Here is a 20,125-nt window from a genome sequence, read left to right as displayed (position 1 = left end):
AAGCTTGGCACGGTGTCCGGATCCGCCGGACGCGCGGGTAAGGTCTGCGGCTGTGAGTGGTACTTCCCCAGCTCTTGAGCCTCCGGCCGATGCCGTGAAACCCGTTCGGCACCCCGACGCTCCGGCGCCCGGCGAGCTGCTCGGTGCCCACTACGAACACTGTTTCGGATGTGGCGGCGAGCAGACCCATGGGCTGCATCTGGAGGCGCGGGCCGGCGAGGGGGTGACCGTCACGGCCGAGTTCACCGTCCAGCCCGCCCACCAGGGCGCGCCCGGTCTCGCGCACGGCGGGATCCTGGCCACCGCCCTGGACGAGACGCTGGGCTCGCTGAACTGGCTGCTGCGGACGATCGCCGTGACCGGACGGCTGGAGACCGACTTCGTACGGCCCGTGCCCGTCGGCACCACGCTCCATCTGGAGGCCGAGGTGACCGCGGTGGCCAGGCGCAAGATCTACTCGACCGCCACCGGGCGGATCGGCGGCCCCGACGGTCCGGTCGCCGTCCGTGCCGACGCGCTCTTCGTCGAGGTCGCGGTGGAGCACTTCGTCAGCCACGGCCGCGAGCAGGAGATCCAGGCCGCCATGAGCGACCCGGACCAGATCAGGCGCAGCCGTGCCTTCGAGGTGAACCCGTGAGCCGTGACTCCCTGAACGTCCTGATCCGGCGCGTCGACCCCGATGTACCGCTTCCGACGTACGAGCACCCGGGGGACGCGGGGGCCGATCTGCGCACCACGGAGAGCCGGGAACTCGCGCCGGGCGAGCGGGCCGTTCTGCCCACGGGCGTGTGCATCGCCCTGCCGGAGGGGTACGCGGCCTTCGTGCACCCGCGTTCGGGGCTCGCCGCACGGTGCGGCGTCGCCCTCGTGAATGCCCCGGGGACGGTTGATGCCGGGTACCGTGGGGAGATCAAGGTGATCGTGGTGAATCTCGACCCGCGCGAGTCCGTGCGGTTCGAGCGCTTCGACCGGATTGCCCAACTGGTCGTCCAGCAGGTCGAGAGGGTCCGCTTCCAGGAGGTGGCGGAACTTCCCGACTCGGCGCGGGCCGCAGGGGGCTTCGGGTCCACCGGCGGGCATGCCGCCGTGGGCGACGCAAGCGGTACAAGCGGTTCGGCCGCCGAGGGCGGCGCGACGGGTGGGAATCGATACGCTTCGGTCGTATCCGACCGGGAAGGACAGTGACGTGTTCGGACGTCGCAAGAAGAAGGGTGCCGCCGAGGACGCGGCCGGCGAGGCCGAGCAGGTCGTCGACAGTGTCGACACTGAGGCGGACGACGTAGAGGGCGAGGACGAGGGCGCACGCGAGCGCGTGCGGCTCGAGCCCGAGCCGCGGCCGGACGGGCCCTGGGACGACTCGGAGGTGCGCGACCCGGCCGACGGCCGCGTGGACCTCGGCGGGATCTTCGTGCCCGGGGTCGACGGCATGGAACTGCGGGTCGAGGTCGCCGGTGACGCGATCGTCGCGGCGACCGTCGTGTTGCGCGACAGCGCCATCCAGCTGCAGGCCTTCGCCGCTCCCAAGCGCGAGGGCATCTGGGGCGAGGTGCGCGAGGAGATCGGCTCCGGCATCACCCAGCAGGGCGGCATCGTCGACGAGGTCGAGGGTCCGCTGGGCTGGGAGCTGCGGGCCCAGGTGCCGGTGCAGCTGCCGGACGGCAAGAGCGGCTTCCACGTCGTGCGGTTCGTCGGCGTGGACGGTCCCCGCTGGTTCCTGCGCGGGGTGATCTCGGGCCAGGGCGCGGTGCAGCCGCAGGCGGCCGGTCTGCTCGAGAACATCTTCCGGGACACGGTCGTGGTCCGTGGCGAGGGCCCGATGGCGCCCCGGGACCCGATCGTCCTCAAGCTGCCGAACGACGCGCAGATGGTGCCCGAGGGCGTCCAGCAGCAGGAGGAGGGCTCCCGCTTCTCCGGCGGCATGGGCCAGCTGCAGCGCGGACCGGAGATCACCGAGGTCCGATAGCCGGCTCGACCGGGCCGCCTGGTTCGACGGCGGACCGTACGACTGAAAGGGCCGTGCCCCTCATGGGGTGCGGCCCTTTGGCATGTCTCGTCCCATGTCCCGTTCCGTGTCTCGTTCCTCGTCTCGCGTCCCTTTCCGTGTCCGGTCGCCTCTCCTTCCCGCGCGAAGTCTTGACGGTCTATTGGTCTGGACCTACGGTCTCCGCTCAACGCCTGAGTTCATAAGGGCGCTCTGTGTTCATATACACGAACAAGAAACGGAGCCGCTGTGCGTCGAACCGCATTCCTTGTGACCGTCACCGCCCTCGTCCTGGGCGCTCTCGCGACCCCGAACGTCCCCCGGGCCCAAGCCGCGCCCGCCGCCTTCGCCCATCCCGGGGTCACCGTCTCCCGGGCGCAACTGGACTTCGTCCGGGGCAAGGTCGACTCCGCGGCCCAGCCCTGGAAAGGCGCCTTCGACCAGCTGCTGGCGAGCAAGTACGCCAACCTGAGCCGCACCCCCAAGCCCCGCGCGATCGTCGAGTGCGGGCCCTACTCCAACCCCAACAACGGCTGCACGGACGAGCGCGAGGACGCCCTCGCCGCCTACACCGACGCGCTCGCCTGGTACGTCACGCGGGACGAGCGGTACGCGAAGAAGGCCATCGAGCTGATGGACGCCTGGTCCGGCGTGATCAAGGACCACACCAACAGCAACGCGCCCCTGCAGACCGGCTGGGCGGGCTCGTCCTGGCCGCGGGCCGCCGAGATCATCAAGTACACGTACACCGGCGGCTGGGCCGGCTCGGGCCGCTTCGCGATCATGCTGCGGGACGTCTACCTGCCCGAGATCATCAACGGCTCCCACTCCAACGGGAACTGGGAGCTGTCGATGACGGAGGCCGCGCTCGGCATCTCCGTCTTCCTCGAGGACCGGGCGTCGTACGACAAGGCCATGGCGACGTTCCGCACCCGCACGGCCGCCTATGTCTACCTGGCGTCCGACGGCGAGCTGCCGAAGACCGTGCCGAGCCAGAACCTGAACACCCGGGACAAGATCGTCGCCTACTGGCAGGGGCAGGGCACCTTCGTCACCGGGCTGACCCAGGAGACCTGCCGGGACCTCACCCACACCGGCTACGGCATCTCCGCGATCTCGCACGTCGCCGAGACCAGCCGGATCCAGGGCCAGGACCTGTACGGCACCGACGTCGGCGAACGGCTGCGGCAGGCCCTCGGCTTCCAGGCCAAGTACCAGCTCGGCGCGGCCGTCCCGAGCTGGCTGTGCGGCGGCTCCCTGAACACGGGGCTCGGCCCGGTCACCGAGGTCGGATACAACGCGCTGCACAACCGGCTGGGCATCGCGATGACCAACACGCAGACGCTGACCCTGCAGAGCCGTCCGGCCGGCAGCAACAACCTCTTCGTCGCCTGGGAGACGCTGACCCACGGAGACAATCCAGCCTGAGTCGAAGCGCCAGAGCCGAAGCGCCAGAGCCGAAGTGCTTGAGCCGGAGTGCCTGAACCGATTCGCGTGACCGTTCGCGTGAACCGATTCGGGGGCTCGTCCGATGAAGGGATGAAGGGCTGAGGGGCGCGGGTGTTCGTCTCGCCGCGTCAGGGTTGTGTCAAAGGCACCCCGCGCCCCCTTGGCTCGTCCCTTATGTCGGAACTGTTGGCCGTAAGGTCGACGCTGCGTACGCAGCAGTTACTGGAAGACAATGAGGCCATGGCACGCGGCAAGCTTCGGATCTACCTCGGTGCGGCACCGGGCGTCGGCAAGACGTACGCGATGCTGTCCGAGGCGCACCGACGGGTGGAGCGCGGCACGGACTGCGTGGTGGCGTTCGTCGAACATCACCACCGGCCGCGCACCGAGGTGATGCTGCACGGCCTGGAACAGGTCCCGCGCCGGGAGCTGCAGTACCGGGGCGGCGTCTTCACCGAGATGGACGTGGACGCGGTCCTCTCCCGTGCCCCGCAGGTCGCCCTGGTGGACGAACTCGCCCACACCAACGTCCCGGGCTCGCGCAACGCCAAGCGCTGGCAGGACGTGGAGGAGCTGCTCGCCGCCGGCGTCGACGTGGTCTCCACGGTCAACATCCAGCACCTGGAGTCCCTCGGCGACGTCGTGGAGTCGATCACGGGCGTACGGCAGCAGGAGACGGTGCCCGACGAGTTCGTCCGGCGTGCCGACCAGATCGAGCTGGTCGACATGTCACCGCAGGCGCTGCGACGACGCATGGCGCACGGCAACATCTACAAGCCGGACAAGGTCGACGCGGCCCTGTCCAACTACTTCCGGCCCGGCAACCTCACCGCCCTGCGGGAGCTGGCCCTGCTCTGGGTGGCCGACCGGGTCGACGAGTACCTGAAGCAGTACCGCAGCGAGCACCGGGTGTCGGCGATCTGGGGTTCGCGCGAGCGGATCGTGGTCGGGCTCACCGGCGGCCCGGAGGGGCGCACTCTGATCCGGCGGGCGGCGCGGCTGGCGGAGAAGGGCGCCGGCGGCGAGGTGAGCGCCGTGTACATCGCGCGCAGCGACGGGCTGACCTCGGCCTCGCCGAAGGAGCTGGCGGTCCAGCGCACCCTGGTCGAGGACCTGGGCGGCACCTTCCACCATGTGGTCGGCGACGACATACCGGCCGCGTTGCTCGACTTCGCCCGCGGGGTCAACGCCACGCAGATCGTGCTCGGCTCCTCCCGCCGCAAGGCCTGGCAGTACGTCTTCGGGCCCGGGGTCGGCGCGACGGTCGCCCGGGAGTCGGGGTCCGACCTCGACGTGCACATCGTCACCCACGACGAGGTCGCCAGGGGGCGTGGGCTGCCGGTGGCCCGGGGTGCCCGGCTCGGGCGGGCCCGGATCATCTGGGGCTGGCTGGTCGGGGTGGTGGGCCCGGTGCTGCTGGCGCTGCTGCTGAACACCGTCCATCTCGGCCTCGCCAACGACATGCTGCTGTTCCTGTCGGTGACCGTCGCGGCGGCGCTGCTCGGCGGGCTGCTGCCCGCGCTGGCCTCGGCGGCCGTGGGCTCGCTCCTGCTGAACTACTTCTACACACCGCCCCTGCACAGATGGACGATCGCCGACCCGAAGAACATCGTCGCCATCGTGATCTTCGTCGGGGTGGGCGTCTCGGTGGCGTCGGTGGTGGACCTGGCGGCCCGGCGCACGCACCAGGCTGCCCGGCTGCGGGCCGAGTCGGAGATCCTGTCCTATCTGGCGGGCAACGTGCTGCGGGGCGAGACCAGCCTGGAGGCGCTGCTGGAACGGGTGCGCGAGACCTTCGGCATGGAGTCGGCGGCGCTGCTGGAGCGGGCGGACGACAGATCGCCGTGGACCCGCGCGGGCCACGTCGGCTTCGGACGCACGGTCGAGCGGCCCGAGGACGCGGACGTGGACGTGCCGGTCGGCGACCACCTGGCGCTGGCGCTCACCGGGCGGGTGCTGCCCGCGGAGGACCGGCGGGTGCTGGCCGCGTTCGCCGCGCAGGCCGTCGTCGTGCTGGACCGGCGGCGGTTGCAGGAGGAGGCCGAGCAGGCCCGGGCGCTGGCCGAGGGCAACCGCATCCGCACGGCCCTGCTGGCCGCCGTCAGCCACGATCTGCGGACCCCGCTGGCCGGCATCAAGGCTGCGGTGTCGAGCCTCAGGTCCGACGACGTGGCCTGGTCCGAGGAGGACCGGGCGGAGCTGCTGGAGGGCATCGAGGACGGCGCGGACCGCCTCGACCACCTGGTGGGCAACCTGCTGGACATGTCCCGCCTCCAGACCGGTACGGTCACGCCGATCATCCGGGAGATCGACCTCGACGAGGTGGTGCCGATGGCGCTCGGCGGGGTCCCGGATCCGGCGGAGAGCGTGGAGCTGGACATCCCGGAGACGCTGCCCATGGTCGCCGTGGACGCGGGACTGCTGGAGCGGTCGGTGGCCAATCTCGTGGAGAACGCCGTCAAGTACAGTCCGGTCGGCGAGCCCGTGCTGGTGTCGGCGAGCGCGATGTCCGACCGGGTCGAGGTACGGGTCGTGGACCGCGGGCCGGGCGTCCCCGACGAGGCCAAGGAACGGATATTCGCGCCCTTCCAACGCCATGGCGACGCCCCGCGCGGGGCCGGGGTGGGGCTCGGCCTCGCGGTCGCGCGTGGCTTCGCCGAGGCCATGGGCGGCACCCTGAACGCCGAGGACACCCCCGGCGGCGGCCTGACCATGGTGCTCACCGTCCGCGCGGCGGCGGGACCGCGCCCCGAACTGCAGACCGTACGACCCGAGAGGCAGGCCTCATGCTGAGCCCGGCTGGGGGGACACCCCAGACCCCCACGAGGGTGCTCGTGATCGATGACGAGCCGCAGATCGTGCGCGCCCTTGTGATCAACCTCAAGGCCCGCAAGTACGAGGTGGACGCGGCGCACGACGGCGCCACCGCCCTCCGGCTCGCCGCCGCACGCCACCCGGACGTGATCGTCCTCGACCTGGGGCTGCCGGACATGGACGGCGTGGAGGTGATCAAGGGGCTGCGCGGCTGGACCAGGGTGCCGATCCTGGTGCTGTCCGCCCGGCACTCCTCGGACGAGAAGGTCGAGGCGCTCGACGCGGGCGCCGACGACTACGTCACCAAGCCGTTCGGCATGGACGAGCTGCTGGCCCGGCTCCGGGCCGCCGTCCGCCGGGCCGAACCCGCCGGCACCGGTGAGGACGAGGTGCTGGTGGAGACCGACGGGTTCACCGTCGACCTGGCCGCGAAGAAGGTCAACCGGGCCGGGAAGGACGTCCGGCTGACGCCCACGGAGTGGCATCTGCTGGAGGTGCTGGTGCGCAACGCCGGCCGGCTGGTCAGCCAGAAACAGCTGTTGCAGGAGGTGTGGGGGCCGTCGTACGGGACGGAGACGAACTACCTGCGGGTGTACATGGCGCAGCTGAGACGGAAGCTCGAGGCGGACCCCTCGCATCCCCAGCACTTCGTCACGGAGCCCGGGATGGGCTACCGGTTCGAGCGCTGATGCCATGGGTTCGGCGGCCGGTCGGACGGAGAGTTCGGCAGCGGCTACGGCTCTGTCGGTGAGCCCCGGTACGCTTCAGACATGAGTGCTGTTCCTCGTTCCGAAAAGCCGGTGGGGCGGTTCCGGCGCATGCTCGACCGGCTCTCCTCGTCGCAGGAGGACCTGGAGTCCGAGGAGCTGCGCGAGGACGCCGAGACGGCCGGTTGCACGCGGATCGGAGACTGCCAGGACCGGCAGATCGTCACGGTTACTGGTACCTTGCGCACGGTCACCCTGCGGCCGCGCGCCGGAGTACCCGCCCTGGAGGCCGAGCTGTTCGACGGCAGCGCCGCGCTGGACGTGGTGTGGCTGGGCAGGCGCTCCATAGTGGGCATAGAGCCGGGGCGCAGGCTCATCGCATCGGGCCGGATCTCCTTGAGCCGGGGCCGCCGGGTGCTGTTCAACCCCAAGTACGAACTGAGACCCCTGGGTAGGGAGTAGCCGGTGACGTCGCTCGACAAGCCGACCGAAGACACGACCGCGGAGGACACCGCCGCGGCCGACGCCCGGGCGGTGACCGAGGCCGCCCTGTTCGAGGCGTTCGGCGGCGTGCGGGGCATGGTCGAGACGGTGGTGCCAGGCCTGCTCTTCGTCACGATCTTCACGATCAACAAGGACCTGCACATGTCCGCGATCGCCGCGCTCGCGGTGTCGCTGGTCCTGGTCGTGGTCCGCCTGGCGATGAGGGACACGGTCAAGCACGCCTTCAGCGGAGTCTTCGGCGTCGCCTTCGGCGTCGTCTTCGCGATGATGACCGGCAACGCCAAGGACTTCTATCTGCCGGGCATGCTCTACACGCTCGGGCTGGCGCTGGCGTACATCATCACCACGCTGTGCGGGGTGCCGCTGATCGGTCTGATCCTCGGCCCGGTCTTCAAGGAGAACCTCTCCTGGCGGACCCGCAACCCGGGGCGCAAGGCGGCGTACGCCAAGGCCAGTTGGGCGTGGGGGCTGATCCTCCTCGCCAAGTGCGCGATCCTCTTCCCGCTGTACTGGTGGGCGAACACCGCGCAGCTGGGCTGGGTGCTGGTGGCCCTGAAGATCCCGCCGTTCCTGCTCGCCGTCTGGCTGACCTGGGTCTTCCTCGCGAAGGCGCCCGCGCCGATCGACGTGTTCGCGGAGATGGAGGCGGAGGAGAAGGCGGAGAAGGCTGCCGCGGAGGCCGGGCGGCACCGCCGGGACAGCTGAGGTGCTGGGGGCTGCCGCCCCCAGACCCCCGCTGTCGGCCCTGAACGGGCCTGGTCCTCAAAGCGCCGGACGGGCTGGGATCGCCCACGCCGGGCTGGAACTACTCAGCCCGGCGCACCGACAGCAGATCCTCCAACTGCTCCTCCCGCGCCTGGGCGGCCACGAAGAGGAGTTCGTCGCCCGGCTCCAGGGAGTCCTCGGCGGACGGGGTCAGGACCCGGTTGCCTCGGATGATGGTGACCAGCGAGGTGTCCTCCGGCCACTCCACGTCGCCGACCTGGGTGCCGGCCAGCGCCGACTCCTCCGGGAGGGTCAGTTCGACGAGATTGGCGTCGCCGTGGCTGAAGCGGAGCAGCCGGACCAGGTCGCCCACGCTCACCGCCTCCTCGACCAGGGCCGACATCAGACGCGGGGTGGAGACGGCCACGTCGACGCCCCAGGACTCGTTGAAGAGCCACTCGTTCTTGGGGTTGTTGACGCGGGCGACGACGCGCGGGACGCCGTACTCCGTCTTGGCCAGCAGCGAGACGACCAGGTTGACCTTGTCGTCGCCGGTCGCGGCGATGACGACGTTGCAGCGCTGCAGGGCCGCCTCGTCCAGTGACGTGATCTCGCAGGCGTCGGCCAGCAGCCACTCCGCCTGCGGGACGCGCTCGACCGAGATGGCGGTCGGCGCCTTGTCGACGAGGAGTACCTCGTGGCCGTTCTCCAGCAGTTCGCCCGCGATCGAGCGGCCGACGGCGCCGGCTCCGGCAATGGCGACCCTCATCAGTGACCGTCCTCCTTCGGGCCCTCGGAGAACGAGGCCTCGACCTTCTCGACCTCGTCGCTGCGCAGCATCACATGGACGAGGTCGCCCTCCTGGAGGACCGTCTGCGAGGTGGGCAGCATGGCCTCGCCGAGGCGGGTCAGGAACGCCACGCGGACGCCCGTCTCCTCCTGCAGCTTGCTGATCTTGTGACCGACCCAGGACGGGGCGGCGTGCACCTCGGCGAGCTGGACGCCCCCGGTGGGGTCGCGCCACAGCGGCTCGGCGCCCGAGGGCAGCAGCCGGCGCAGCATCTGGTCGGCCGTCCAGCGCACGGTGGCGACGGTGGGGATGCCCAGGCGCTGGTAGACCTCGGCGCGCCGGGGGTCGTAGATGCGGGCGGCGACGTTCTCGATGCCGAACATCTCACGGGCGACGCGGGCGGCGATGATGTTGGAGTTGTCGCCGCTGGAGACGGCCGCGAAGGCGCCGGCCTCCTCGATGCCCGCTTCGCGCAGGGTGTCCTGGTCGAAGCCGACTCCGGTCACACGACGGCCGCCGAAACCGGAGCCCAGTCGTCGGAAGGCGGTGGGGTCCTGGTCGATCACGGCGACCGTGTGCCCCTGTTGCTCCAGGGTCTGCGCGAGAGCGGAACCCACTCTGCCGCAGCCCATGATGACGATGTGCACGACCGTCCTTCCGAGGTCAAGAAGTCAAGAGGTCAATAAAAATCTGACGTGGCTCTGAACAGGGTCTCAGACAGTCGACCAAGCTACACACGCGCGGTCGGCGCAGGGCACCCCCGTGCTGCACAGTCTTCGGGATCAGCGTCGGCTGATGCTCCAGAGACTGAGGAAGGTAAGGATGCCGAGGCCGACGAGGGTGCCGATGGCTCCGATGAGTTCCGCGGTCGTGTGCAAGGGGACCCTCCGGGGGCGGCTGCGGGCGGGGATTGTCATATAGACATGGCGATCGGCGCGGTCGCGGAATCAGCGGCACGGGCCCGACCGATTTCACCCGGGAGGCAGACGCGGGAAACCGTCACCCGGCTGAGTCCGGGGGAGGGTGGGCGGTCCCGTGTTCGAAGGCTTACGATCCTCTGTTGTGTCCAAACTGACCGACGTGCCCAAACGAATTCTGATCGGGCGCGCACTGCGCAGTGATCGGCTCGGAGAAACGCTCCTGCCGAAGCGCATCGCCCTACCCGTCTTCGCTTCCGACCCGCTGTCCTCCGTGGCCTACGCGCCCGGGGAGGTGCTGCTGGTCCTGTCCATCGCGGGCGTGTCGGCCTACCACTTCAGCCCGTGGATCGCCCTCGCGGTCGTCGTGCTGATGTTCACGGTGGTCGCCTCCTACCGGCAGAACGTCCACGCCTACCCCAGCGGCGGTGGCGACTACGAGGTGGCTACCACCAACCTCGGCCCCAAGGCCGGTCTGACGGTCGCGAGCGCGCTGCTCGTCGACTACGTCCTCACCGTCGCCGTCTCCATCTCCTCCGGCATCGAGAACCTCGGCTCCGCGATCCCGTTCGTCGTCGAGCACAAGGTGGCCTGTGCGGTCGCCGTGATCGTGCTGCTGACGCTGATGAACCTGCGCGGCGTCAAGGAGTCCGGCAAACTCTTCGCGATCCCGACGTACGTGTTCGTCGCGGGCGTCTTCATCATGATCGCGTGGGGCGCCTTCCGGGGTCTCGTGCTGGACGACCAGATGCGGGCGCCGACCGCCGAGTACACGATCAAGGCCGAGCACCAGGGCCTGGCCGGCTTCGCCCTGGTCTTCCTGCTGCTGCGCGCCTTCTCCTCCGGCTGCGCCGCGCTCACCGGCGTCGAGGCGATCTCCAACGGCGTCCCGGCGTTCCGCAAGCCCAAGTCGAAGAACGCGGCGTCCACGCTCGCGGCGATGGGACTGCTGGCCGTCACCATGTTCTGCGGGATCATCGTCCTGGCCCTGGTGACCAAGGTCCGGATGGCCGAGAACCCGGCCGTCGACCTGCTGAAGGACGGCGCCGCCGTCGGCTCCGGATACGTCCAGAACCCGGTGATCACCCAGGTCGCCGAGGCCGTCTTCGGCAAGGGCAGCTTCTTCTTCCTCGTGCTCGCCGCCGCCACGGCCCTGGTGCTGTTCCTGGCGGCCAACACCGCCTACAACGGCTTCCCGGTGCTCGGCTCGATCCTCGCCCAGGACCGCTACCTCCCCCGCCAGCTGCACACCCGCGGCGACCGCCTCGCGTTCTCCAACGGCATCGTGCTGCTCGCGGGCGCGGCCATGCTGCTGGTCGTCATCTACGGCGCCGACTCCACCCGCCTGATCCAGCTGTACATCGTCGGCGTGTTCGTGTCCTTCACGCTCAGCCAGATCGGCATGGTCCGGCACTGGAACCGCCTCCTGGCCACCGAGACCGACCAGGTCAAACGCCGTCACATGGTCCGCTCGCGCGCCATCAACACCTTCGGCGCCTTCTTCACCGGCCTGGTCCTGGTCGTCGTCCTCGTCACCAAGTTCACGCACGGCGCGTGGGTCGCCCTGCTCGGCATGGTGATCTTCTACGGGACGATGACCGCGATCCGCCGCCACTACGACGGCGTCGCCGCGGAACTCGTGGCCCCCGAGGGCCCCAGCGACGACAGCGTGCGGCCCTCGCGCGTCCACTCGGTGCTGCTGATCTCCAAGATCCACCGCCCGACGCTGCGCGCCCTCGCCTACGCCAAGCTGATGCGCTCCGACACCCTGGAGGCGCTCACCGTCAACGTCGACCCGGCCGAGACGAAGGTGCTGCGCGAGGAGTGGGAACGGCGCGGGATCGACGTACCGCTGAAGGTGCTGGACTCGCCGTACCGCGAGGTCACGCGGCCGGTCATCGAGTACGTCAAGAACCTGCGCCGGGAGTCGCCGCGCGACGCGGTGTCGGTGATCATCCCGGAGTACGTGGTCGGCCACTGGTACGAGCACCTGCTGCACAACCAGAGCGCGCTCCGCCTGAAGGGCCGGCTGCTGTTCACGCCCGGCGTCATGGTCACGTCCGTCCCCTACCAGCTGCAGTCCTCGGAGGCGGCCAAGAAGCGGGCCGGCAAGCGCCAGGAGTGGAACGCCCCGGGTGCGGTGCGGCGCGGCCCCGCGCAGCAGGGACAGCCGAAGGAGCCGTCGGGCACGGACGCCAAGAGCTGACCCGCGCTCCGAGCTCCGCTTGCCGGGCAGCGGGCTCCGGCTTGTGGTGAACGGTCGGACGACAGCCACGTAGACTGGTGGGCTGTTGTCCGGCCGTTCCTCGTTCGACGTTGTGGAGTCACCCCGCCATGCAGGCAGAACCGAAGAAGTCGCAGGCGGAAGCGCAGGCGGTATCGCTGGTGGGCGAGGAGTACGAGGTCGAGATCGGCCCCGTCGCCCATGGCGGCCACTGTGTCGCCCGTACCGAGTCCGGCCAGGTGCTGTTCGTCCGGCATGCGCTGCCCGGCGAGCGGGTGGTGGCCCGGGTGACCGACGGCGAGGAGGGCGCCCGCTTCCTGCGCGCGGACGCGGTGCGTGTGCTGGACGCCTCCAAGGACCGGGTCGAGGCGCCCTGTCCGTACGCCGGGCCCGGCCGCTGCGGAGGCTGCGACTGGCAGCACGCGAAGCCCGGCGCCCAGCGTCGGCTCAAGGGCGAGGTGATCGCCGAGCAGCTGCTGCGGCTCGCGGGCCTCACGCCCGAGCAGGCCGGCTGGGACGGCACCGTGATGCCGGCCGAGGGCGACAAGCTGCCGGCGGGTCAGGTACCGCAGTGGCGCACGCGTGTGCAGTACGCGGTGGACGCCGACGGCAACGCCGGACTGCGCCGCCACCGCTCCCACGAGGTCGAGCCGATCGAGCACTGCATGATCGCCGCGCCCGGCGTCAGCGAACTGGGCATCGAGGAGCGCGACTGGTCCGGCATGGCGTCGGTGGACGCGATCGCCGCGACCGGCTCCCAGGACCGCATGGTGATCCTGGAGCCGAAGCCCGGCGCGCGGCTGCCCCTGGTCGAGCTGAACAGGCCGGTCTCCGTCATGCGCGTCGAGGAGCACGACGGCGGCATCCACCGAGTCCACGGCCGTGGCTTCGTGCGCGAGCGCGCCGACGGCCGGACCTACCGCGTCGGCAGCGGCGGCTTCTGGCAGGTTCACCCGCAGGCCGCCGACACCCTGGTCAAGGCCGTCATGCAGGGCCTGATGCCGCGCAAGGGCGAGATGGCGCTCGACCTGTACTGCGGCGTCGGCCTCTTCGCGGGCGCTCTTGCCGACCGCCTCGGCGACAAGGGCGCGATCCTGGGCATCGAGTCCGGCAAGCGCGCGGTCGAGGACGCTCGGCACAACCTCGCGGCCTTCGACCGGGTCCGCATCGAACAGGGCAAGGTCGAGTCGGTGCTGCCGCGCACCGGCATCACCGAGGTCGACCTCATCGTCCTCGACCCGCCCCGCTCCGGCGCCGGCAAGAAGACGGTCGAGCACCTGTCGTCGCTGGGAGCACGAAGGATCGCCTACGTCGCCTGCGACCCGGCCGCACTGGCCCGGGACCTGGGGTACTTCCGGGACGGGGGGTATCGGGTGCGGACGTTGCGGGCGTTCGATCTGTTTCCCATGACCCATCACGTGGAGTGCGTGGCGATTCTGGAGCCGGCGGCGAAGGGCTCCTGAACCGGGGTTTTGTGCGTGCGCATGGTGTGCCGGCCACCGGCGCCCGAGGAACTCCCTCCATCCCTCGGTGATCCCGCCGAGCATGTCGGGTGGGCCGATCCGCGCCCTCTCCACGGGCAGCCGCAGGCGCACGTACAGGACGGCCGCGATCAGGTAGGTCCCGCGTCCCAGCCGATCGCCCATGCCGGGCAGGCGCCCGCGTCGGTGAGGGCCAGTACGCGCGTTCGGGAGACCTGGTCGGCGACCGCCCCGGTGGTCTCCAAGGGCACCCGACCCTAGGGACCCATGAGGCCGGAGGGGCGTCTCAGGTGGTTGCCGGGCGGCCCTTGAGGTCCTTGCGGAGGATCTTTCCTGACGCCGACTTCGGGATGACGTCGATGAAATCGACGATCCGGACCTTCTTGTGCGGGGCGACCCGTTCGGCGATGTACGACATGATCTCGTTCGCGGTCGGGCCGGAGCCGTCCTGGAGGACGACGAACGCACGGGGAATCTCGCCGCCTTCCTCGTCGGGATGTGCCACGACCGCCGCGTCCGCGATCGAGGGATGGGTCAGCAGCACGGCTTCGAGTTCGGCTGGCGGGACTTGGTAGCCCTTGTACTTGATGAGCTCCTTGAGCCGGTCGACCACGTAGACCTCGCCCTTGGCGCCGATCTCGATGATGTCCCCGGTGTGCAGGAACCCGTCCGGATCGATGGTGGCCGCGGTTGCTTCGGGGTTGCCGAGGTAGCCCTGCATGACGTTCGGGCCGCGCACGAGCATCTCGCCGGCGGAGCTGCGCCGACCCGGTGTCCAGGCGACGTCCTGGCCGGTCGCCGGGTCGACGGCCTTGAACTCGAGGTTGGGGACGGCCACACCGATCGAGCCGACGGACATGTCCGGGTCGTCGAGTGGGGTGAGATGCGAGACGGGGCTGAGTTCGGTCATGCCGAAGCCCTGCATCAGCCGGACGCCCAGTCGGGTCGCGAGGCGGTTGCCGAGTGCCTCGTCCAACGGCGCGGCGCCGCTGACCACCATCCGCAGGCTCGACAGGTCGTACTGATCGACCATCGGGTGCTTGGCCAGGGCGACCGCCACCGGCGGGGCGATGTAGAGGAAGGTGCAGCGGTGCTCCTGGATCCTGGTCAGGAATTCCGCCAGGTCGAACCGGGGCATGGTGACCAGCGTGCCGCGTGCTCTGAGGGTCAGGTTCAGCAGGACGTTCATGCCGTAGATGTGGAAGAACGGCAGCACCGCGAGCACCGTGTCGTGCTCGGTCACCTCCAGCATGGGCTCGCACTGGGCGATGTTGGCGACGAGGTTGGTGTGGGTGAGCATGACGCCCTTGGCCAGGCCGGTCGTGCCCGAGGAGTACGGCAGTACCGCGAGGTGGGTGGTCGGGTCGACGGTGACGTCGGGTGCGGCTGCGTCCTGGCCGAGCAGGTCGGGCAGCGACTCGTAGCCCTCGGTCGGGTCCAGCACGATGAACGCGTCCGGACCTAGACCCGCCTCTTCGGCGCCCGCGAGCGCGCCCGGCAGGAGCGAGGCGACCGTGACGTACGTCGACGCGCCGGAATCGCGCAGCTGGCCCGCGATCTCGTGCGGGGCGTACATCGCGTTGAGCGCCGTCGCGGTGGCCCCGGCGCGCAGGATCCCGTGGAAGGCGATCGCGAAACCGGCACTGTTCGGCGCGTGCAGTGCCACGACGTCGCCCGGCGCGACCCCGCGAGCGGCGAGAGCGCCCGCGAACCGGTCCACCGCCTGTCGGAGCTCGCCGTAGGTCAGTGTGCGGTCACCGTCGACGACCGCCGTCCGACCGAGGTCGGTCTCGCTCAGCGAGCCGAATATGTAGTCGTAGAGGGTGGTCGACGGGATCTCCACGTCGGGATACGTGCTCTTGATGCTGGTCACGGAGTGCTCCTTCGCCGGGTGCGGGGTGCGGGGTGCGGGGTGCGGGGGGCCGGGTGCAGGGAGTCAGCCGCGGAACGCGTCGGCGAAGATTCCGGGCAGCTTGAGCCAGCTGGGCTTCGCCGCGAACGCGGACAACTTGGCTCCGCTGCGGTGGGCCGTCCTGGCCGTCACGAACCACGGCGGTCGCGGGAACAACGAGTTCTCGCCGTGCAGAACCGAGCGCGGGAAGGTGCGGAAGGGGCCGTAGATCACCGAGCGTTCGGTGTTGTCGATGAGGTGAGCGTTGTGCACGACCCCGATGCCGGAGCCCACCTGCTCCAAGGTGTTGCCGGGAAACGCGCCCCAGGTGAAGGGGGCGCCCAGGAATGCCACCGCGCTCCACGCATTGACTCCGATGGAGCCGTAGCGGAGTCCGGCGAGGATGTCGTCGAAGTCCTTGATCGCCCGCTTGTCCTTCGGGGCCACGGCGATGCTCGCGCCGAGGGTGCCGTCCAGTTCGGTGTTGGCGAACTCCACCGCGGCCCGGAAGAACTCCGCGCCCGTTCCGGCGAGAGCGGTGTGGCCGAGCACGGGTGAGAAGTACTCGGTCGCGAAGAGGTCTCTGCTCGTGGCTTCGGACACCTCGATCAGCAGGCGGCCGGAGTGGTCCTCGGCCTGGGGGTAGGAACTGCGGGCGGCGTCCATCTTGCGGTCGGAGCCGGGGTACCACGGCTCGCGTCGGGGCAGGCGGTCGAAGACGCGGCGCAGCTCGGCGAGGAACTCCTCCTTCTGCTTCCACTCCGCGGACAGGATCAGCGTCTGGGTGGCGATGCAGTTGTGGCCGGAGTTCTGCAGTCGCTGGGTGGCGATCTGCTCGGCCTGGAACCTGAGGTCGGCCTTGCTCCATGTGCCGGGGATGATGATCGTCGGCGAGACGCCCCCGAGCTCGGAGCTGATCGGCTTGTCCAGGACCGGGGTGCCGGCTTCGCGGTTCGCCGAGGCGGTGGCGCCGGTACCCCACACGATCGCGTCGTGGGTCACGGCCGAACCGGTGATGTGCACGTGCGCGATGTCGGGGTGCTGGGTGAGATAACCGCCCACCTTCGCCGCGCCGTTGACGATCCGCAGCAGGTTCGCGTCGATCAGCGGCTTGAACGCCGCGCTGTAGGCCTCGGTGAGTCCTGCGAACGTCGGGTTCAGTTTCAGCACTGATGCCCGGTTGAAGGCGACGAGTTCGTAGAGCACGTCCAGCGGCCCGATCGAGGCGATGTTGCCGGCGCCTAGCACCAGCCCGACGCCACCGTTCTCTCCGACGCGCAGCGCGCCGAGACCGGCCTCGGCTCGGGCCTGATCCTCTGTGACGCCCGGCTTGAGCCAGACCTCGCCGGTGAAGCCGTGGAGGAGGGTGTGTTCGAGCAGGTCCGACGGCAACACCTTGAACCGGATACGGCCGCCGGGTGCCGACCGGGCCTTCACACTGCTCAACGGCGACTCGCCCTTCGCCAGCAGGGTCAGGCTGTGTGCGACGCGACCGAAGGCGGCCAACGACGCGTACGGCCCGGAGATCCACTCCTCCCCCTCCATCGGGCCTTCGTGGGTTCCCTTGGCCGCGATCGCTGCCCCGACCCAGTCGTCCGCGTGCCGCGCGATCGACGCCTGTGTTTCCGTGATCAGGATGGCCCGTCGGTCCGGGCCGAGCCTCGACCACGCGTCTGCTCCCACGGCGAGGTCCGCGATCGCCCTGTCGAGGTTCGCCCGGACTTCCTCGGTGATCTCGTCGTCGGCAGGGGGTATCCGGGTTGTGCTCATCTCTGGTTCTCCTTGGTCGCGTTGACGCGGCGGAGTCGACACATCGGGGGCTGGTCGGCGTGGCGACGGCTGTGCCGACAGGCACGTGGTGGTCTGCCCGGACCGCCCACCCCGGCTGTCGGCCGGTTTCAGTGTTGCCGTGGAGCGGCGATGTACAGGGCGGTCGAAGCGACCTCGAACCCTGCCGCGTGCTTTCCGGCCTCCGCCAACTCGGCGGACTGCAGTGCGGTGGCCACGGCGTCCTCGTCGGCGAAGGACATCTCGGCCACCAGATACGGCGTCACGCCGCTGAGCCCGCGTGGGTGGGAGAGGTGGAAGTCGACCAGGCCGGGGATGGCCCTCACCAGTGCGACGTGCTCGTCGCGGTACCGGGCGTCGAAGGCGTCGGGGTCGGCGGGGCCGAAGTACTCGGCGACGATGCGGTTCATGGGCTTCTCCTTGTTCGGTTCAGTAGCCGTAGTTCGGTCTAGTAGCCGTCGCGGACGACGAGGGGCTTGCGCAGACCCTGGGCCAGGGCGGTCGAGGCGTCGTCGAAGCTCACGACGTCGGAGAACACCGGGAGAGGGTCGACGGTGCCGTCGGCGATGAGGGCGAGTACGTCGGGGATGACCGGACCGACGTTGGGCCGGCCCATCGTGAACGTCACGCCCTGCATGTACATCGAGAGCGCGGGCACGGCGACGTCCTGCCAGTAGATGCCGAAGCTGTGACAACTGCCGTTCGGGGCGACCGCGTTGAGGGCTGAGTGAAGCCCGTCGGGACGGCCGGACGCATCGAACGTCACCTGGAACTCGCGGCCACGAGGCACTTCGTCGAGGATCTCGGCGCCCAGTCGGCGGGCGAGTTCGACGCACTCGGGGTCGAAGGCGTCGACGTAGGAGACCGAGGACGCACCGAGTGCCTTGGCGAAGGTGACAGCGAAGACTCCGACCGAGCCGGTTCCTCCGATGACGAGAACGTCGGCGTTCGGCGCATTGCGCAGCGCCTGGGCGACCGCGCCGTAGGTGTCGGAGAGGTTGTCGCCCACCGACGCCGCCGCGCGGGCGCTGACACCCTCGGGCAGCGGCGCCAACGCGTAGCCGGCAAAGGGGATACGGACCGCTTCGGAGAAGAAGCCGCCGTAGTCACCGCCGACGGGCAGGCCGAACATCGCGTTCCGCGGAACGTTCGTACAACCGGTGGGGCGACCGGAGACACACGAGGCGCAGGTGCCGCACGCGACATGCCAGGCGGGGACGACCAGTTGACCGGGCTTCACGTGCGAGACGTTGTCGCCCACCTCAAGGACCTTGGCCACGGTCTCGTGTCCGAGGGCGAACGGGCCCTTGAACGGGGCATGGCCCATGATCATGAAGCGGTCCAGGTCGCAGGTCGTCGAGACGACCGGCTGGACGATCGCGTCGTCGTCGGACTCAAGCACCGGCATCGGTGCGTCGACGTACCGCAGTTCGCCCTTCCTGACGAACTCGAATCTCTGCATGGGTAGCCCTCCTTGGGACTCGGTCAGGTCGTTACATGCCGGGTGTGAAGGGGATGTCGATGTCCACTTCGGGCAGGCACCAGTAACCGCGGTCGGCACGCATCACCCGGAAGTCGTGCGCGCGGAGACGACGTGGTCCTGCCACTGGTCGCCGAGGTCGTCGCCGAGGTCGAGGACGAAGACGTCGTCCTGGCGGTCGACCGTGGGCATGGCGGCTCCTTGAGGCGATACGCGTCAGTGGATGTGCGGCGTACGGCTGGGAGCGGGGTCGGCGTCGGGGCGGTTGCTCAGCGCATGCACCAGCAGGTCGTGGACCTCGGTGGCGACCGCCTCGATCGGGGCGCTGCTCTGCTGGGCCCGGCACATGACCACCGCGCCTTCCTCCGCGGCGACGATGAGGGCGGCAAGCCGACGGCTTCGGTCCTCGGCCAGGCCGTGACGCCGCAGCATGGCCGTCAACGCATCCTGCCAGCCGGCGAAGACCGCGCCTGCGGAGCGGGCGAGGTGGGGGGCTTCGTCGTTGGTCTCCACGGCCACCGCCACGATCGGGCAGCCGGCCCGGAAGCGGCTCTTCACGAGTTGGTCGCGCCACACCGTGAAGAACGTGTCGATGCCCGCTACCGGATCGTCGGCCTGCATGGCGGCCTCGATCACGCCGGCCATGAAGTCGCCGGCCAGCTCCACCGCCTCTTCGACCAGCTGCGTCCGCCCGCCGGGGAAGTGGTGGTAGACCGAGCCGCGCGGGGCGCCGCTGTGGGCCAGCACCCGGTCGATGCTGGTCGCGCTCGCGCCGTACTCGCGCAGCAGGGCCACGGTGCTGCTGACCATCCGCTCGCGGCTGTCGCTCTTACGAGGGCTCACGAAACCACCACCTCAGTACGCCCCGCGTAGCCGGAGATGGGCCCGGCCGCGGAGATCCAACGTTCGTCCATGCTGGTCCGTCTTCCTCGTCGTGGAGATGTGGGGCTGCCCACGTAGGCGGACTCGCTGAACTGAATCTATGGTGTATGACATAGAACATGCAAGAAGCTTGCACGCTCCCGAACCTCGGGGCCGTCGGCTTGAGCGGATCCACTGTCGACAGGTCGGCGGCCGTGGGGCGCAGGCCCGCCTGTGCCGCGATGGCGGCCGCGATGTCCCGGGCAGGGCGTTCGTCCGCGAGCCGACCTGGCCGGTGCCCGGGAAGGGCGGTGTCTTCGGCGCCTGCCACGGTCTGGACGTCCTGCTGCTGTTCGGCGCGTTCGAGGCCGACTTCGGGCACCTGCCGCTCGCCGACGCGGCGGTCACGCCCGAGGCGACGGAGCTGTCGTCCCGCTCCCGTACGGCGTGGACGGCGTTCGCGATGACGGGAGACCGGGGCCGGCCGGCGTACGACACACGACAGCGGCCGGCCGGCGTACGACACGCGACAG

Annotated in this window: 17 protein-coding genes and 1 pseudogene; 10 read left to right on the top strand and 8 right to left on the bottom strand. The window is 70.0% G+C overall.

Features of this window, described 5'->3' with window-relative positions; translation table 11 throughout:
• Positions 1-52: 52 nt before the first annotated feature.
• From ABZ725_RS22950 to ABZ725_RS22915, 8 genes are all read left to right on the top strand, one after another.
• Positions 53-637, top strand: coding sequence for a PaaI family thioesterase (locus ABZ725_RS22950; protein WP_351909633.1), 585 nt, complete (start codon positions 53-55; stop codon positions 635-637).
• The gene (gene dut, locus ABZ725_RS22945; protein WP_358804441.1) at positions 634-1,185 is read left to right on the top strand and encodes a dUTP diphosphatase; all 552 of its coding nucleotides are present in this window, start codon (positions 634-636) and stop codon (positions 1,183-1,185) included. The genes ABZ725_RS22950 and dut overlap by 4 nt, the downstream gene beginning before the upstream one ends.
• Before the next feature lies 1 nt (position 1,186).
• Positions 1,187-1,963 carry a DUF3710 domain-containing protein gene (locus ABZ725_RS22940; RefSeq protein WP_351909637.1) on the top strand — a complete coding sequence of 259 codons (777 nt, stop codon included), beginning with the start codon at positions 1,187-1,189 and terminating at the stop codon, positions 1,961-1,963.
• Between the two features lie 267 nt (positions 1,964-2,230).
• A complete protein-coding gene (locus tag ABZ725_RS22935) occupies positions 2,231-3,409 on the top strand; it encodes an alginate lyase family protein (RefSeq protein WP_358804440.1) in 1,179 nt (392 codons plus the stop codon).
• Between the two features lie 261 nt (positions 3,410-3,670).
• Positions 3,671-6,223, top strand: a complete 2,553-nt coding sequence (locus ABZ725_RS22930; protein ID WP_358804439.1) for an ATP-binding protein — start codon at positions 3,671-3,673, stop codon at positions 6,221-6,223.
• Positions 6,217-6,933: a response regulator gene (locus ABZ725_RS22925; protein ID WP_358804438.1), complete on the top strand. Its 717-nt coding sequence runs from the start codon at positions 6,217-6,219 to the stop codon at positions 6,931-6,933. Before ABZ725_RS22930 ends, ABZ725_RS22925 begins: the two co-directional genes overlap by 7 nt.
• An 81-nt stretch (positions 6,934-7,014) precedes the next feature.
• Positions 7,015-7,413 carry an OB-fold nucleic acid binding domain-containing protein gene (locus ABZ725_RS22920; protein ID WP_351909645.1) on the top strand — a complete coding sequence of 133 codons (399 nt, stop codon included), beginning with the start codon at positions 7,015-7,017 and terminating at the stop codon, positions 7,411-7,413.
• A gap of 3 nt (positions 7,414-7,416) precedes the next feature.
• On the top strand, positions 7,417-8,160 hold the full coding sequence (locus ABZ725_RS22915) for a DUF3159 domain-containing protein (RefSeq protein WP_358804437.1): 744 nt from the start codon (positions 7,417-7,419) through the stop codon (positions 8,158-8,160).
• A gap of 100 nt (positions 8,161-8,260) precedes the next feature.
• Here ABZ725_RS22915 and ABZ725_RS22910 read toward each other — a convergent pair whose 3' ends face one another.
• The gene (locus ABZ725_RS22910) at positions 8,261-8,929 is read right to left on the bottom strand and encodes a TrkA family potassium uptake protein (RefSeq protein ID WP_351909649.1); all 669 of its coding nucleotides are present in this window, start codon (positions 8,927-8,929) and stop codon (positions 8,261-8,263) included.
• A complete protein-coding gene (locus ABZ725_RS22905; protein ID WP_351909651.1) occupies positions 8,929-9,597 on the bottom strand; it encodes a TrkA family potassium uptake protein in 669 nt (222 codons plus the stop codon). The genes ABZ725_RS22910 and ABZ725_RS22905 overlap by 1 nt, the downstream gene beginning before the upstream one ends.
• A 415-nt stretch (positions 9,598-10,012) precedes the next feature.
• Here ABZ725_RS22905 and ABZ725_RS22900 point away from each other — a divergent pair, with 415 nt between their 5' ends.
• A complete protein-coding gene (locus tag ABZ725_RS22900) occupies positions 10,013-12,073 on the top strand; it encodes an APC family permease (protein WP_358804436.1) in 2,061 nt (686 codons plus the stop codon).
• A gap of 128 nt (positions 12,074-12,201) precedes the next feature.
• The gene (locus ABZ725_RS22895) at positions 12,202-13,554 is read left to right on the top strand and encodes a TRAM domain-containing protein (protein WP_351909655.1); all 1,353 of its coding nucleotides are present in this window, start codon (positions 12,202-12,204) and stop codon (positions 13,552-13,554) included.
• A gap of 304 nt (positions 13,555-13,858) precedes the next feature.
• Here ABZ725_RS22895 and ABZ725_RS22890 read toward each other — a convergent pair whose 3' ends face one another.
• The 6 genes and pseudogenes from ABZ725_RS22890 to ABZ725_RS22865 all read right to left on the bottom strand — a co-directional run bounded on the left by ABZ725_RS22890 (position 13,859) and on the right by ABZ725_RS22865 (position 19,574).
• Positions 13,859-15,445, bottom strand: coding sequence for an AMP-binding protein (locus ABZ725_RS22890; protein ID WP_358804435.1), 1,587 nt, complete (start codon positions 15,443-15,445; stop codon positions 13,859-13,861).
• 63 nt (positions 15,446-15,508) lie between these two features.
• A complete protein-coding gene (locus tag ABZ725_RS22885) occupies positions 15,509-17,233 on the bottom strand; it encodes an aldehyde dehydrogenase family protein (protein ID WP_358804434.1) in 1,725 nt (574 codons plus the stop codon).
• 128 nt (positions 17,234-17,361) lie between these two features.
• A complete protein-coding gene (locus ABZ725_RS22880) occupies positions 17,362-17,661 on the bottom strand; it encodes an EthD family reductase (RefSeq protein ID WP_358804433.1) in 300 nt (99 codons plus the stop codon).
• 38 nt (positions 17,662-17,699) lie between these two features.
• Positions 17,700-18,713 carry an alcohol dehydrogenase catalytic domain-containing protein gene (locus ABZ725_RS22875; protein ID WP_358804432.1) on the bottom strand — a complete coding sequence of 338 codons (1,014 nt, stop codon included), beginning with the start codon at positions 18,711-18,713 and terminating at the stop codon, positions 17,700-17,702.
• Between the two features lie 34 nt (positions 18,714-18,747).
• Positions 18,748-18,834, bottom strand: a pseudogene (locus ABZ725_RS22870) (enoyl-CoA hydratase/isomerase family protein); the annotation flags it as partial.
• A 113-nt stretch (positions 18,835-18,947) separates the two neighbouring features.
• A complete protein-coding gene (locus tag ABZ725_RS22865) occupies positions 18,948-19,574 on the bottom strand; it encodes a TetR/AcrR family transcriptional regulator (protein ID WP_358804431.1) in 627 nt (208 codons plus the stop codon).
• Between the last annotated feature and the right edge of the window lie 551 nt (positions 19,575-20,125).

The organism is Streptomyces sp. NPDC006872 (genome assembly GCF_040635845.1).
Taxonomy (GTDB): Bacteria; Actinomycetota; Actinomycetes; order Streptomycetales; family Streptomycetaceae; genus Streptomyces.
The sequence above is the reverse complement of the archived record's forward strand: the minus strand, read 5'-3'. Positions and strand labels throughout refer to the sequence as shown.

Excerpts from the sequence above, each read along its gene's own strand:
- ABZ725_RS22910 (WP_351909649.1), bottom strand. The coding sequence starts at position 8,929 with ATGAGGGTCGCCATTGCCGGAGCCGGCGCCGTCGGCCGCTCGATCGCG.
- ABZ725_RS22925 (WP_358804438.1), top strand. The coding sequence starts at position 6,217 with ATGCTGAGCCCGGCTGGGGGGACACCCCAGACCCCCACGAGGGTGCTC.
- ABZ725_RS22895 (WP_351909655.1), top strand. The coding sequence starts at position 12,202 with ATGCAGGCAGAACCGAAGAAGTCGCAGGCGGAAGCGCAGGCGGTATCG.
- ABZ725_RS22875 (WP_358804432.1), bottom strand. The coding sequence starts at position 18,713 with ATGCAGAGATTCGAGTTCGTCAGGAAGGGCGAACTGCGGTACGTCGAC.
- ABZ725_RS22930 (WP_358804439.1), top strand. The coding sequence starts at position 3,671 with ATGGCACGCGGCAAGCTTCGGATCTACCTCGGTGCGGCACCGGGCGTC.
- ABZ725_RS22885 (WP_358804434.1), bottom strand. The coding sequence starts at position 17,233 with ATGAGCACAACCCGGATACCCCCTGCCGACGACGAGATCACCGAGGAA.
- ABZ725_RS22880 (WP_358804433.1), bottom strand. The coding sequence starts at position 17,661 with ATGAACCGCATCGTCGCCGAGTACTTCGGCCCCGCCGACCCCGACGCC.
- ABZ725_RS22920 (WP_351909645.1), top strand. The coding sequence starts at position 7,015 with ATGAGTGCTGTTCCTCGTTCCGAAAAGCCGGTGGGGCGGTTCCGGCGC.